This is a genomic window from Streptomyces malaysiensis subsp. samsunensis (genome assembly GCF_024519315.1).
Taxonomy (GTDB): domain Bacteria; phylum Actinomycetota; class Actinomycetes; order Streptomycetales; family Streptomycetaceae; genus Streptomyces; species Streptomyces malaysiensis.
Map to the genome: position 1 here is coordinate 77,419 of NZ_JANIIC010000050.1, position 14,658 is coordinate 92,076.

General features: G+C 70.8%; 11 protein-coding genes. 2 read left to right on the top strand and 9 right to left on the bottom strand.

Features of this window, described 5'->3' with window-relative positions:
• Window positions 1-19: 19 nt before the first annotated feature.
• The 8 genes from NQU54_RS34150 to NQU54_RS34185 form a co-directional block, all read right to left on the bottom strand.
• Window positions 20-1,555: an MFS transporter gene (locus NQU54_RS34150; protein ID WP_257634416.1), complete on the bottom strand. Its 1,536-nt coding sequence runs from the start codon at window positions 1,553-1,555 to the stop codon at window positions 20-22.
• On the bottom strand, window positions 1,552-2,106 hold the full coding sequence (locus NQU54_RS34155) for a TetR/AcrR family transcriptional regulator (RefSeq protein WP_257634417.1): 555 nt from the start codon (window positions 2,104-2,106) through the stop codon (window positions 1,552-1,554). The genes NQU54_RS34150 and NQU54_RS34155 overlap by 4 nt, the downstream gene beginning before the upstream one ends.
• A 67-nt stretch (window positions 2,107-2,173) precedes the next feature.
• Window positions 2,174-3,265 carry an HAD-IIIC family phosphatase gene (locus NQU54_RS34160; protein ID WP_257634418.1) on the bottom strand — a complete coding sequence of 364 codons (1,092 nt, stop codon included), beginning with the start codon at window positions 3,263-3,265 and terminating at the stop codon, window positions 2,174-2,176.
• 12 nt (window positions 3,266-3,277) lie between these two features.
• Window positions 3,278-4,375 (bottom strand): acyl-CoA dehydrogenase family protein, encoded by a 1,098-nt coding sequence (locus NQU54_RS34165; protein ID WP_257634419.1) that lies wholly within the window; start codon window positions 4,373-4,375, stop codon window positions 3,278-3,280.
• Window positions 4,368-4,631: an acyl carrier protein gene (locus NQU54_RS34170; RefSeq protein WP_069875030.1), complete on the bottom strand. Its 264-nt coding sequence runs from the start codon at window positions 4,629-4,631 to the stop codon at window positions 4,368-4,370. The genes NQU54_RS34165 and NQU54_RS34170 overlap by 8 nt, the downstream gene beginning before the upstream one ends.
• On the bottom strand, window positions 4,631-5,512 hold the full coding sequence (locus NQU54_RS34175) for a 3-hydroxyacyl-CoA dehydrogenase family protein (protein ID WP_257634420.1): 882 nt from the start codon (window positions 5,510-5,512) through the stop codon (window positions 4,631-4,633). Before NQU54_RS34175 ends, NQU54_RS34170 begins: the two co-directional genes overlap by 1 nt.
• A 144-nt stretch (window positions 5,513-5,656) precedes the next feature.
• Window positions 5,657-6,331, bottom strand: coding sequence for an O-methyltransferase (locus NQU54_RS34180; protein WP_257634421.1), 675 nt, complete (start codon window positions 6,329-6,331; stop codon window positions 5,657-5,659).
• Between the two features lie 61 nt (window positions 6,332-6,392).
• The gene (locus NQU54_RS34185) at window positions 6,393-7,787 is read right to left on the bottom strand and encodes a DHA2 family efflux MFS transporter permease subunit (protein ID WP_257634422.1); all 1,395 of its coding nucleotides are present in this window, start codon (window positions 7,785-7,787) and stop codon (window positions 6,393-6,395) included.
• 313 nt (window positions 7,788-8,100) lie between these two features.
• Between NQU54_RS34185 and NQU54_RS34190 the strand changes: the two genes are divergently transcribed.
• Complete coding sequence (locus NQU54_RS34190) at window positions 8,101-8,580, top strand: AtaL-like protein (protein WP_257634423.1); 480 nt, start codon at window positions 8,101-8,103, stop codon at window positions 8,578-8,580.
• A gap of 106 nt (window positions 8,581-8,686) precedes the next feature.
• Here NQU54_RS34190 and NQU54_RS34195 read toward each other — a convergent pair whose 3' ends face one another.
• A complete protein-coding gene (locus NQU54_RS34195) occupies window positions 8,687-9,679 on the bottom strand; it encodes an FkbO/Hyg5 family chorismatase (protein WP_257634424.1) in 993 nt (330 codons plus the stop codon).
• Between the two features lie 353 nt (window positions 9,680-10,032).
• On the opposite strand from NQU54_RS34195, the gene NQU54_RS34200 reads away from it, so the two are divergent.
• On the top strand, window positions 10,033-14,658 hold a 4,626-nt coding region (locus NQU54_RS34200; RefSeq protein ID WP_257634425.1), incomplete at its 3' end, for a beta-ketoacyl synthase N-terminal-like domain-containing protein.

The following is a 14,658-nucleotide window of genomic DNA, read 5'->3' on the forward strand; positions in this document are numbered from 1 at the left end:
CGCTTCGTACGCCGTTCGTCTAGTCGGCCAGTCGCTGACGGCGCAGCAGGAACCACGCCGCCACCGCGGTCGCCAGGAGTACACCCGCACCGACGCCGGCCGCGATCCGCAGGCCGCCGACGAACGCGTCCCGGGCCGTGGCCAGCAAGGCCGTGCCCGCCTCGGGCGGCAGCCCGGCGGCCGCCTCGACGGCGCCGCCGATCGAGTCGTCCGCCCTCTCGGCCACCGGGCCCGGCACCCCCACCGGCGGGGTGAAGCCGCGGTAGACACCGGTCACGATGGAGCCGAGCACGGCGATGCCGAGGGCCGCGCCCAGTTCGTACGCGGTCTCCGATACCGCGGACGCCGCTCCCGCCTGGTTCTTGGGCACGGTGGAGAGGATCACGTCGGCGGTGACGGTGAACGCGAGGCCCGCGCCGACACCGACCACCAGCAGCACGGCTCCGAGGAGCGGGTAACCGGTATCGATGCGCAGCCAGAGGAGCGCGGCGAGGGCGAGCCCGATCGCCGCCAGACCGCCCGAGACCACCGCCCGCACGGAGAAGCGGTGGGCGGCGCGTCCCGCCAGCAGCCCCGCCACCACGGCTCCGGCCGCGGTGGGGAGCTCGGCGAGTCCCGCCTCCAGCGGGTCCCGGCCCTGCACGAGTTGCAGGTACTGCGACAGGAAGAAGACCAGCCCGGAGAGGCCGAGGACGGTGAACAGGTCGGCCAGGACCGCACCCGAGAAGCCCCGGTGCTGGAAGAGCCGCATGTCCAGCAGTGGGGCGGGGAGCGTCAGCTGCCGCCGTACGAACCACCCCAGGGCCAGCGCCCCGACCGCGCCGGTGGCCGCGATGTCCCCGCGCATTCCGTACGCCGCGGTCTCCTTGACCGCGTAGACGACGCCGACCATGCCGACGAGGGAGAGCAGCACGCTGGGCAGGTCCAACGGGCCGGGCGCCGGGTCCCGCGACTCGGGGAGCAGCTTCGCCCCGACGACCACGAGGAGCACCATGACGGGAAGGTTGATCAGGAAGACCGAGCCCCACCAGAAGTGTTCGAGCAGGAAGCCGCCGAGGACCGGGCCGACGGCCATGCCCGCCGATGCCGTCGCACCCCAGATGCCGACGGCGAAGCTGCGCTCGCGGGGGTCCTGGAAGAGATTGCGGATGAGGGCGAGGGTGGAGGGCATCAGGGTCGCGCCCGCGATACCGAGCAGCGCCCGCGCGCCGATCATCATCTCCGCACTCTGCGCGTACGCCGTCAGCGCGGACACGGCGCCGAACGCAACCGAGCCGCCGAGCAGCAGCTTCTTGCGGCCGATACGGTCGCCGAGGCCGCCCATGGAGACCAGCAGGCCCGCGATGACGAAGGAGTATATGTCGCCGATCCACAGCAGCTGGGTGCTGGAGGGCCCGAGATCCTCGCTCAGGAACGGGGTGGCCAGCCCCAGGACGGTCGAGTCGACGGCGACCAGGAGGACGGCGAGGACGAGCACGGCGAGCGCCAGCCAGCGGCCGGACCGCGGGTACGCCTCCGCGCGCTCTTCGCCGACCTCGACGGGGCTCCCGCTCATGCGTCCCCGCTCCTCCGCAGCGCGCCGCCGAGCAGCAGCTCCAGCACCATGTACTCCATGTCCTTGGCGGCGAGCCGCCCGTCGTGGACGCTCCACGCGGCCGACGCCACCAGCCCGTACAGGGCCTCCGTCAGCCACACGGGTGTCAGGTCGATACGGAGGTTCCCCTGCTCCTGGCCGCGCCGGAAGAGCGCGGTCAGGCGGGCGTCGAGCCGCGCCCAGCCCGCGTTGACCTCCTCGCCCTCGAAGAGCTGGCTCTCGCTGTAGAGAAAGGCGAGGAAGCCGGAGACCGGCTGAAGGGCCGCCACGAGCCGGCGCAGTGCCTCGACCGCGTCGCCCTCCTCGATGCGGGCCGTGTCCAGTGCCGCCTCGAACCGCTCGATGCCCAGCTCCTCCAGCGCCCGGATGAGCGCGTCCCGCCCGGCGAAGTGCCGGTGGAGCGTGGCGCGGCTGATCCCCGCCGCCTTGGCGATGTCGTCCATCGAGGCAGTGGCCCTGCGGGTGAGCAGGGCGGCGGCTTCGTGCAACACATCGTTGCGATCAAGACTCATGCGACAACCATAACTCGCATGAGACAAATATGTCTCATAGAGTTCACCTGGTCGATCGGCGCAGGTATCAGGTCCTCGCCGCCGGCCCCTCGATGTCCTCGGCGATCACCGTCACCGTCGACGACGCGGGCTGCCGGGCCGGCTCCAGGTGGAGGCGTTCGGTGCCCTCGATCTCCGGGGCGTGAGTGATGGCGGACCGGCAGCCGCAGTCCTGCTCGGAGAAGCCGGCGAACCGGTAGGCGATCTCCATCATCCGGTTGCGGTCGGTGCGGCGGAAGTCGGCCACCACGTGCACGCCGCCACGGGCCGCCTGGTCGCACAGCCAGTTCAGGATGGTGGCGCCGGCGCCCCAGCTGACCACTCGACAGGATGTGGCCAGCAGCTTCAGATGCCAGACCTCGGCCAGCTTCTCCAGCAACACGATGCCGACCGCGCCGTGCGTGCCGAACCGGTCGGACATGGTGACCACCAGCACCTCGTGGGCCGGGTCGGCGAGCAGAGCGCGTAGCGCGGCGTCCGAGTAGTGCACACCGGTGGCGTTCATCTGGCTGGTGCGCAGGGTCAGTTCCTCGACCCGGGTCAGCTCCTCCTCACCGGCCTTGCCGATGGTCATGACGAGTTGCAGGGAACGCAGGAAGTCCTCGTCCGGCCCGGCGTACTCGGTGCGCGCCGCGTCCCGCTCGAAGCCGGCACGGTACATCTCCCGGCGACGGCGGGAATCCACGGTGGAGGCGGGCGGGGAGAACTCCGGCAGGTCGGGGAGGGCCGACGCCTGCCCGGCATCGTAGGTCCGCACGTCGGGGAGGTGGTAGGTGACCTCGGCCCGCTCGGCGGGCTGGTCGTCGATGAAGGCGATGGTGGTGTGCGCGAAGTTGAGCCGTTCGGCGATCTCCCGGACGGAGTCGGACTTCGGCCCCCAGCCGATCCTGGGCAGCAGGAAGTACTCGGCCACTCCCAGCGCCTCCAGCTTGGCCCAGGCGTGGTCGTGGTCGTTCTTGCTGGCGATCGACTGGAGGATGCCCCTGCGGTCCAGCTCCTCGATGACCTCGCGCAGTCCGTCGAAGAGCCTGACCTCGCCGTCCTCCAGGAGCGTCCCCTTCCACAGGGTGTTGTCGAGGTCCCACACCACGCACTTGACGATGGTGACCTGCCCGTCCACCGGGTTCTCCTCTCAGCCCGAGACCGACAGCGCGTGCTGGGCCAGCATCAGCCGGCACAACTCATTGCTGCCCTCGATGATCTCCATCAACTTGGCGTCCCGATACGCCCGGGCCACCACATGTCCGTCCGACGCGCCCGCCGACGCGAGGACCTGAACGGCGGTGGCCGCGGCGGCCGCCGCCTGGGTGGCACCGACGTGCTTGGCCAGCACCGCGGCGGTCACCATGTCCGGGGACCCCTCGTCCCAGCGGTGGCTTGCGTGCTCGCACACCCGGGTGGCGGTCTGCTCGGCCACCAGCAGATCGGCCAGGTGGCCGCCGATCAGCTGGTGCTGCGCGAGCGGCCGGCCGAACTGCTCGCGGGACTTGGCGTGGCGGGAGGCCGCCGCCAGGCAGGCCCGCAGAATGCCGACGCAGCCCCAGGCCACCGACATCCGGCCGTACGACAGTGCGGCGGTGACCAGCATGGTCAGTGCCGCACCGGCACCGCCCAGGACGTGACCGCGCGGCAGCCGCACCGAGTCGAGCCGGATGCCCGCGTGCCCGGCGGCCCGGCAGCCCATCGGGTCGGCTACCCGCTCGACGGTGACACCGGGGGCATCGGCGGGCACCAGCACCGCCGCGGCGCCGTCGCCATAGCGGCCGAAGATGACCAGCAGGTGGGCGTAGTGCGCCGCGGTGACCCAGACCTTGCGGCCGTCCACCACCACGTCGTCGCCGTCCGGGCGGATCTCGGTGCTGATCGCCGACAGGTCGCTGCCCGCCTCGGGCTCGCTGAAGCCGACGGCGGCCAGCGTGCCGGAGGTCAGGCGCGGCAGGTGGTCGGCGCGCTGCTGGGCGCTGCCCAGCCGCTGGATGGTCCAGGCGGCCATGCCCTGCGAGGTCATGACGGACCGCAGCGAACTGCACAGGCTGCCCACGTGTGCGGTGAACCGGCCGTTGTCCAGGCTGCTCAGCCCGAGTCCGCCGTATTGTTCCGGAAGCTCGCCGCACAGCAGTCCGGCCTCGCCCAGCTTCCGCAGCGGCTCGGCGGGGATCAGGCCGGTCAGGTCCCAGGTGTCCGCGCGGTCTCCAACCAGCTCGCTGACCAGGGCCTCGCGGTCATTCACCGGCGGCCTGCCGCAACCGGTCGACCATCGCGACCATCGCGTTGACGGTGCGGAAGTTCATGAGCTGGAGGTCCGGGCCGGCCACCATGATGTCGTAGGTCGACTCCAGATGGACGACCAGCTCCATGGCGAAGAGCGAGGACAGGCCGCCGTCGGCGAACAGGTCGCGGTCGGGCGTCCACGGGGTCTTGGTCCGCTCCTCGAGGAAGGACAGCAGCTGCTGTTCGACGGACGCGTTCTCCGTGCTGGTACCCATCACATCGCCCTTTCGTAGGTGTAGAAGCCGCGGCCGCTCTTACGGCCGTGGTGTCCGTCGCGGACCTTGGACAGCAGCAGTTCGCACGGCCGGCAGCCCTCGTCACCGGTGCGCCGGTACAGCACCCACAGCGAGTCGACGAGGTTGTCGATACCGATCAGATCGGCCGTGCGCAGTGGTCCGGTGGGGTGCCCCAGGCAGCCCCGCATCAGGGCGTCGACGTCCTCGACGGAGGCCGTGCCCTCCTCCACCACCCGCGCCGCGTCGTTGATCATCGGGTGCAGCACCCGGCTGGTGACGAACCCGGGGGCGTCGTTCACCACGATGACCTTGCGCCGCAGCCGGTCCAGCAGCTCCCGGGTGGCACGCAGCGCGGCTTCGCCGGTGCGCGGGCCGCGGATCAGCTCGACGGTCGGGATCAGGTACGACGGGTTCATGAAGTGGGTGCCGAGGAGGTCCTCGGGCCGGCCGATCGCGCCCGCCAGTTCGTCGATCGGGATCGAGGAGGTGTTGGAGATCAGTGGGGTGCCGGGCGTGACCGCCGGGGCCACCTCGGCCAGCACCTTGGCCTTCAGCTCGGCGTCCTCGGTGATGGCCTCGATCACCGCGGCCGGTCCGGCCGCCCAGTCCACCTCGGCCGGGGCGGTGACCTCGGTCAGTTCGCCGGTGGTGACGTCCTTCGGCAGCGCACCCATCATCTGCGCCATCCGCAGGCCCTCCCGAATCCGGCCGCGGGCCACGGGCAGCACGCCCTCCGCGGTGTCCACCAGGGTGACCGGCACCCCGTGGGCGAGGGCCAGCGTGGTGATGCCGACGCCCATCACACCGGCGCCGAGCACCACCAGCGCCCGGTCCTGCGGCTCATGAGCTGCTGACGTCACATGTCCTCCCGAACGTTCACTTCCGTGGGCCGACGGCCCGGCGGCGGACCGGCCGGGCGGCGGGGGCCGAGCCGCCACGGCCACCGGCGCGGTGCGGCCGGGCGGCAGGGCGTGGCGGCAAGGGGCTTGGGGTGGTGCGGTGGATCAGGCGGCGGTGCGGCGGACCAGCGTGATGCCGTCGGCGGCCGGCAGCAGCGACAGCTCGACGCGGTCGTCGGTGAACAGCTTGGCGTTCAGCTCCCGCACCGCGACGGTGTCGGGGTCCTGCGCGGCGGGGTCGATGACCCGGCCGAAGAAGAGCGTGTTGTCGATGACCACGAGCCCGCCCGGCCGTACCAGCCGCAGCGCCTGCTCGTAGTAGGCCGGGTAGTTCGCCTTGTCGGCATCGACGAAAACCAGGCCGAAGGAGTCCGGCCCGAAGCCGGTGTCGGCCAGCAGCGCGTCCAGGGTCTCGGTGGCCCGGCCGACGCGTACCTCGATGCGGTCGGCGACGCCCGCGCGCTTCCAGTACTCGCGGCCGACGGACGGCCACTTGTCGGTGACGTCGCACGTCACGATCCGACCGTCGAGCGGCAGCGCGCGGGCCATGCACAGCGTGCTGTACCCGGTGTAGGTGCCGATCTCCAGGACGGTCCTCGCCCGCGTGAGCGAGACCAGCAGGGCGAGCAGCTGGCCCTCCTCCGCGGCCACCGGGAGCGTTGTGCCGCCCGGCAGCCCGGCGGTCTCCTCGCGGAGGCCGCGCAGGATCTCGTCGTCACGCAGCGAGACCGAGGTGATGTAGTCCAGCAGCTCCGCGGACGTGCTCACTTGGTTCGCCATGGCCTCCATGGTGGGAGAGCACGCCGCGGCGCGGCGGGGACGGAGTCGTTTCTAGGGGGGTTTAGGGGGCCGGATTCGCGTCGGCGACCGACTCCTTCTCCGGCTTCGACTCCAGCGTGCCGGCCGCCTCACTGTCGCGGACCCGCAGGGTCAGCAGCAGCGCCACGATCGCGAGTCCGCTGGTGATGACGAAGCCCAGCTGGTACGTGGACAGATCCGGCGCACCGCCGTCGGTGGTGGTGCCCAGTCCGGCCAGAACGGTGCTGAGCAGGCTGACGCCGAGCGCGGCGCCGGTCTGGGTGGCCGTGCTGAACAGCGAGGAGGCGACCCCGACCTGCTGCGGCGTCAGGGTGGCGAACGACGTGGTCTGCGCGGCGTTGTAGGCGATGGCGCTGACCGCGCCGGTGTAAAGCATGATCAGCCACACCAGCCACCGCTGCGTGTCGACGTCGATCAACGCCATCAGCGCCAGGCCCACGAACGAGGCGGTCAGCGACACCAGCAGGTGCCTGCGCGGACCGAGCCGGTGGTACATCTTCACCGCGACCTGTGCCCCGGCGATGGCCCCGATGGCGGCGGGGCCGATGTCGATGCCGACGCGCAGGGCCGAGCGGCCGAACACCTCCTGGTACAGCAGCGGGAACACGAAGTTGTACGCGGCGTTGAACGCGGTGATCATCAAGATGATGCCGGAGCTGATCCGGAAGATGTGGTTGCCGAAGACCCTCAGGTCCAACAGGGGGTGAGCGGCCCGCAGTTCGGTGAAGACCAGCAGCCCGAGCAGCACCACACCGCCGACGACGCAGCCCAGCACAAGCGCCGAGGTCCAGCCCTCGGTCACGCTCTTGTTCAGCCCGTACATCAGCAGGGTGAGCCCGCCGGCCGCGTAGACGAAGCCGAGGACGTCGAACGGGTTGCGCGCCCGTACCCCGTCGTCGTCCAGGAAGAACACGGCGAACAGGGTCGCGGCGACGCCGATGGGCAGGTTGATGTAGAAGATCCAGCGCCAGGAGAGCGAGTCGGCGATGAAGCCGCCGAGCACCGATCCGATCAGCGGGGCGGCGGCGATCGGGATGGTCATGACCCGGCTGGCCTTGATCCGCTCCTCCGGCGGGAAGGTGCGCACCAGCATCGCCATCACCACCGGCCCGAACAGACCGCCGCTGAGGCCCTGGAAAAGCCGGAAGATCATCAGTTGTGGCAGGTTCTGGGCCACCCCGCATGCGACGGAGGTGAGCGTGAAGACGACCAGCCCGAGCACGAACACCTGCTTGGTGCCCCACCGGTCGCCGCACCAGTTCGCCGCGGGGATGCCGATGACCAGGCCCAACAGGTAACTGACCACGACAACACCGGCGCTGACCGTATCCACGTGGTAGTCCCGGCTGATCGCCGGCAGTGCCACGGTCACGATCGTCATGTCGAGCATGCGCACGAACATGGAGACGGTGAACATCACGCTGACTGATAATTTCGGATTTAGTCGTGGCGCTTTCATCTGTTCCTCCGGATCAGGGCACGTTGCACGGGGCATACATTCCCATCATCCGCTCATCTTGGTCAAGGCAAACAATACGGCGCTGAGCTGCGGAAACGCCGGTCACCCGGGCGGCGTAGGACAAATAATTACCGCCCGATGGACAGACGTTGGAAAACTCCGAATTCCCGGTGCGGCCGGGCCCGCTCTACGCTCGCGGCTGCCGAGCCGTCAGCCGAAGACCGTGCGGCAGCACCGGGTAGGGCGCCGCACCCGCTGAGAGCGAGACTAAGTGGCCATCATCATTTCTCATTCCGCCCTGATCAACGATTCCACGACGGACGACCAGGACGGCATCAGCTACGACGCGCTGTGGGAGACCCTCCTCCGCAAGGCGGAATGCCCGGTCGACTACGTGGCGCAGATCAGTGAGTGCCGCATCGTCGAGCGGTACCCCGACGGTTTCTTGCGGGAGGCGGTCTTCTTCGGCAAGGACATCGTGCGGGAACGCGTCACGCCGCGCCGCGACCAGTGGCGCATCGACTTCGAGGTGATGGACGACCCGCGTTTCACCGCGGTCATCAACGAACTCGACCAGGACCCCGAGGGCCGTTTCCGCTACACCGTCTCGGTGGTGTTGTCGGAGCGTTCCGCCAAGCGCATCACCGAGGTCGAGGGACTGCTCGCGGAGACCGACGCGGGCGTACTGGAGACGGCCCGTCAGACCGCGGAGACGCTGCGCAAGGTGACACTGGACACCGCCGCGGCCTGAATTCCCGCTCCTGCCGCGCCGCGGCCGGACGCGACATTACGGCGCCCCGGGCCATATTCCGGGGCGCCGATCGGCATTCCGAGGGCGCGGGGCGCGCCCGACCGTCCTACATGACCACGCCCTCGATCTCCACCAGCAGATCGGAACGGCAGACGTCCACCGTCAGGTACACGATATCGGCGTCCGGTGAGAACGCCTCCCGGCAGATCTCGCGCACCGCGGGCACATCCTCGGACCTGCGGACGTACACCTTGATATTGCGCAGCGCCGTCAGCCCGTGGCCGGCGGATATGCCGTGCGCGGCCAGGTTCCCGCCGCTGATGACGAGTTCGATGTTCTCCAGCGCCAGTCGGCACTGCTTGACCAGGTCGCCCTCGTGCGCCGTCTCATGGCCGAGCACGCTGGCGGTGCCGGACACGAAGACCTGGCCGCCGCCCCCGTCCGCGGCCCTGGACGGCAGGTAGGTGGCGCGGGCGAAGCGCGGCGCACGCGGGCCGTACCGCTTCGGGTAGTGGTAGGCCGGCACCTGCCGGGGGTTCTCGATGTGCACATGCCCGCCGGACCGGCAGGCCAGCAGGTAGAAGGCGATGCCGCCGCCCCGGGAGCCGATCCCGGTGGCCGCCGGGAACTGGTCGAACTCCAGCCGGCACTGCTCGAACGCCTCGGCCCGGCCGCGGCAGAAGTCGCGGTAGACCTCCATGCCCTCCGCGTTGTCGCGATTGATGTCACCGATGAAGTTCCACATGCGGAACACGCTGGAGTAGCCGAATTCCTCCAGCAGCTCGAACATGGTGACGTACGCCGCTCTGGTGGCTTCCGTGTACCGCCCGGTGGGTGGCACACGACCGGCACAGAAGAAGTACTCGCCGTCGTGCGCGTAGGTGATTCCGTCGCGTTCGCCGTGCTCCGCTTCGGCGTCCGTCACCCATACCTCGGCGAAGGGCTCCGCGGTCGGGGCGACCATGTTGATTTCGAGTTCGGGATAGCCGTGGTCAAGGGTCGGGTATTCGCACACGGACGCGTAGTTGACGACCCCGAGGATGTTTCTGCCGGCCGGGGGTACTCCCCTGGCGCGCCCGTTTTCGAAGTACGACGTCAACCCATTCAGGACAAGCGATGACGGGTTCAATGTGGCTCCGCGTTCTCTCTTCGGGTTGCTTTCTCATGGCCCCGGGAACGATGCGCCGGAGGCGTTCTTGCGGCCCGTCAAAAAAGCTACACTGCGCCCCGACCGGGCCGCGGCGGCGACCGGTGAGTACAAAAAAATAGTGACCACTAGGGGGCGGCTAGGGGGGTGTTACGGGCTTCCACTTGGTTAATGTGCCGCCTGCTGGCCGCTTTTACGGACACGGCCTTTGGAATAAGCCGGGATTGACGTCCGCGGGTCGGCGGACACCGTCAGCGGAGCGCCGACCGACCGGGACGACCGGTACGACCGAGAGGTGTGGTGGCATGCTCCGTCGCGAGCTGATCCGGCCGTTGCCCGAGCTGCTGAAAGCGCACGCGGCCCGCAGGGGAAGCCAGACCGCGTTCGCCGACTCGAGGCGTGGCGTCAGCTACGCCCAGCTGGAGGCGCGCACCCGTCGGCTGGCCGGACACCTCGCCCAGCTGCGGCTGCTGCCCGGCGACCGGGCCGCCATCTACCTGGGCAACTGTGTCGAGACCATCGAGAGCTATCTGGCCATCGCGCGCGCCAGCGCGATCGGCGTGCCCATCAACCCGCACTCCTCCACCGCCGAGCTCGCCTATCTGCTCGACGACAGCGCGGCCCGGGTCATCGTCACCGACCACACCCGGCTGCCCCAGGTCCGCCGGCTCCAGGCGGAACGGCCGCATCTGACCGTGGTGGTCACCGGCGACGAGGAAAGCGGCGCGGTGCCGTTCGACGCGCTCGCCGAGACCGAACCGCAGCAGCCCGCCCGCGACGACCTCGGGCTGGACGACATCGCCTGGATGCTCTACACCTCCGGCACCACCGGTCGGCCCAAGGGCGTGCTGTCCACCCAGCGCAGCTGCCTGTGGTCGGTGGCCGCCTCGTCCGCCGGTGTGCTGGGGCTCTCCGAGACCGACCGGGTGCTGTGGCCGGTGCCGCTGTTCCACAGCCTGGCGCACATCTACTGCGTGCTCAGCGTGACCGCGGTCGGCGCGACCGCGCGGATCACCGAGGCGTTCGACGCCGAGGAGCTGCTGCACACGCTGCGCGCCGAGGAGTTCACCTTCCTGGCCGGTGTGCCGACCATGTACCACTATCTGCTGGACGCCGCCCGGGACGGCGACCTGTCGCTGCCGAACCTGCGGGTGTGCCTGTCGGCCGGTGCGATCAGCACCGCGACGCTGCGCGCCGAGTTCCAGGAGACCTTCGGCGTCCCGCTGCTCGACTGCTACGGCAGCACCGAGACCTGCGGCCTGATCACCGCCAACTGGCCGAACGGGACCCAGGTCGAGGGCTCCTGCGGACTGCCGGTGCCCGGCCTGACCGTACGGATCGTCGACCCGGAGACCCACGAGAGTGTCGAGACCGGCGAGGAGGGCGAGATCTGGGTCGGCGGGCCCAGCCTGATGGTCGGCTACTACAACCAGCCGGAGGCGACCGAGGCGGCGCTGCCCCGCGGCTGGTACCGCACCGGCGACCTCGGCCGCCGCGACGACCTCGGCTACCACACCATCACCGGGCGGCTCAGCGAGCTGATCATCCGCAGCGGGGAGAACATCCACCCGACCGAGGTTGAGCAGGTGCTGCTGCGAGTGCCGGGCGTGGCCGACGCGGCGGTCGTCGGCTCGGCCCACCCCGCCCTCGGCGAGGTGCCGGTCGCGTTCCTCGTACCGGCCGCGGACGGCTTCGACCCGGACGAGGTGTTCGCCGCCTGCCGCGAGCACCTGGCGTACTTCAAGGTGCCGGAGGAGCTGTACGAAATCGGTTCCATACCGCGCACCGGGTCCGGGAAGATCAAGCGGCACGTGCTGGCGCAGAGCCCGGCCCGGCTGCGGGCGGTGAGCTCCGGGTCGTTCGAGTCGCTGTTCCGCGTGGAGTGGACAGCGCCGGTGACGGAGGCCGGGCCGGTCGACGGCGACCGGGCGACCCCCGCGCACCGGGCCGGTGGCAACGTGGCGACGGCGGACCCCGAAGCGCCCGGGTCGGCGGTCGTGGGCTGCCCGCGCGGCTCCCTCGACGAGGTGCTGCGCGCGGTGCGGACCGGGCTGACCGACCGGTCCGGCCGGGTGGCCGTGCTGACCCACGGTGCGGACCACGACCCGGCGCAGGCCGCGGTCTGGGGGCTGGTGGAGTCGATGCGGGCGGACGCGCCGCACGACGCGCCGGTGCTGGTGGACGCCGACGGCGGCGAGGCGACCGCCGCGCTGTCGGCCGTCCTGGCGTCCGGGCAGCCACGGGCGCTGGTGCGCGGCAGCGAGGTGCTGGTCCCCCGGCTGGCACGGGCGGGGAGCGGGCAGCGGGTGAGCCGGCCGGACCCGGACGGCACCGTGCTGGTCTCCGGCGCGGACCAGGAGCAGGCCGCCGAGCTCGCCGGGCACCTGGTCGCCGCGTACGGCATACGGCATGTGCGGCTGCTCGCCCGCACGGCCGTACCGGACCTGGTCGCGCGCCTGACCGAGCTGGGTGCGTCCGTGACTCAGACGGTCCGCGCGCCCGGCGACCGGGCATCGCTGGCGGAGGCGTTCCAGACGGCCGGGCCGCCGGTCACGGCCGTATTGCAAGTGGCCGGTCCGGAGACGCTGCCGACCACGCTCACCGGCGAGGTCGAACTCGGCCCGCTCCAGGACGCGCTGGCCCTGGACGAACTCACCCGGGAGACGCCCCCGGCACTGTTCGTGCTCTCCGCACCGATCGACAACGGCCCGGCGCATGCGGTCTTCCAGGCGGTGGCCAACCGTCGGCACGCCGCGGGGCTGCCCGCGCTGGCCCTCGGCTGGGGGCCGCGCGAGGAGCTGACGTCTCGGGAGAGGCTCGCCCTGTTCGACGCGGCGACCACGGTGGACGACGCGTCGGTGCTGGCGATACGGCATGAACTGGCCGCATCGGCCGTCGACACCGGCGCCGCCGGACGGCTGGTCCGGCTCCCCGCGGCGGAGCGCGGCCGTGCCCTGCTCGACCTGGTGCTGTCCGAGGTCGGCGTGATCACCGGCGGCCGACCGGTACACGGCCGACAGTCGTTCCGCGACATCGGCATGACGTCCACCAGCGCCGTGGAGCTGCGGGGCCGACTGGCGGCGGCGACCGGTCTGGCGCTGCCCGCCACACTCGCCTTCGACTACCCCAACCCCGACGCCCTGGCGGCCTACCTCGGCGGCCGCCTGTTCGGCGACACATCCGCGGCGGGCCCCGACACGGAGCCGGCGGACCCCGCCGCTCCATCCGGTGAGCCGATCGCGATCGTCGGGATGGCCTGCCGGCTGCCGGGCGGTGTGACCTCACCCGAGGAGCTGTGGGAACTGCTGTCCTCGGGCGGCGACGGCATCTCCGGCTTCCCGACCGACCGTGGCTGGGACCTGGAACACCTCTACGACCCCGACCCGGACCACCCCGGCACCTCGTATGTCCGCGAGGGCGGCTTCCTCCACGACGCAGGCGACTTCGACGCCGCCCTGTTCGGCATCTCGCCACGCGAGGCGCTGGCCATGGACCCGCAGCAGCGGCTGCTCCTGGAGACCACCTGGGAGGTGCTGGAACGCGCGGGCATCGATCCCACCTCACTCCGCGGCAGCCGCACCGGCGTCTTCGCCGGCGTGATGTACCACGACTACATCTCACGCCTGCGCACTGTGCCACCGGAGTTGGAGGGCTATCTGAGCAGTGGTGGCTCGGGGAGCGTGGTGTCGGGCCGGGTGTCTTACACGTTCGGATTCGAGGGACCGGCCGTGTCCGTCGACACCGCCTGCTCCTCCTCCCTGGTCGCCCTGCACCTCGCCGTCCAGGCACTACGCGCCGGCGAATGCACCCTCGCCGTCGCCGGCGGCGTCACCGTCATGGCCTCCCCCTCCTCCTACATCGAATTCAGCCGCCAACGCGGCCTCTCCCCCGACGGACGCTGCAAATCCTTCGCCGCCACCGCCGACGGCGCCGCCTGGTCCGAAGGCGCCGGCCTGCTGCTGGTCGAGCGGCTGTCAGACGCCCAGCGGCTCGGGCATCCGGTGCTGGGGGTCGTGCGCGGCACCGCCGTCAACCAGGACGGCGCCTCCAACGGCCTCACCGCCCCCAACGGCCCCTCCCAACAACGCGTCATCCGCGACGCACTCACCAACGCCCAACTGACCGCGGCCGACATCGACCTCATCGAGGCACACGGCACCGGCACCAAACTCGGCGACCCGATCGAAGCCCAGGCGGTGCTGGCGACGTACGGGCAGGACCGTGACCGCCCGGTGTGGCTTGGGTCGTTGAAGTCCAACATCGGGCACACCCAGGCCGCCGCCGGAGTGGCCGGTGTGATGAAGGCGGTCCTGTCGATGCGGCACGGGGTGATGCCGAAGAGCCTGCACATCGACCAGCCGACCCCGGAGGTCGACTGGTCGACGGGTACGGTCGAGCTACTGGCCGAGGCCCGGGACTGGCCGGGCGCGGACGAACGCCCCCGGCGCGCGGGCGTGTCGTCCTTCGGGGTCAGCGGCACCAACGCGCACGTCATCCTCGAACAGGCACCGCCCGCGCCCGAGCCGACGGAGCCCGTCGAGCCCTCTGAATCGGCCGAGCCTTCCGGCCCCGTCGGGCTTGAGTTGGAACCCTCCGGTCCGGTGCCGTGGGTGCTCTCCGCACAAAACGAAACCGCGCTCAAAGACCTGGCCCGCCAACTGGCCACCGTGGACGGTTCGGTGCGGGACATCGCCCATTCGCTGATCAGCACGCGGGCCGGGCTGCCACACCGTGCCGTGGTCGTGGGCTCCACCCGTGAGGAATTCGCCACCGCACTGGAACAGATCACCGGACACACTCCGGATGGTGGCAAGACGGTCCTGGTCTTCCCCGGGCAGGGGTCGCAGTGGGTCGGCATGGGACAACGCCTCTGGGAGACCTCGGCTCTCTACCGCGACACCATCCGCGAGGTCGACACAGCCTTGTCGGAG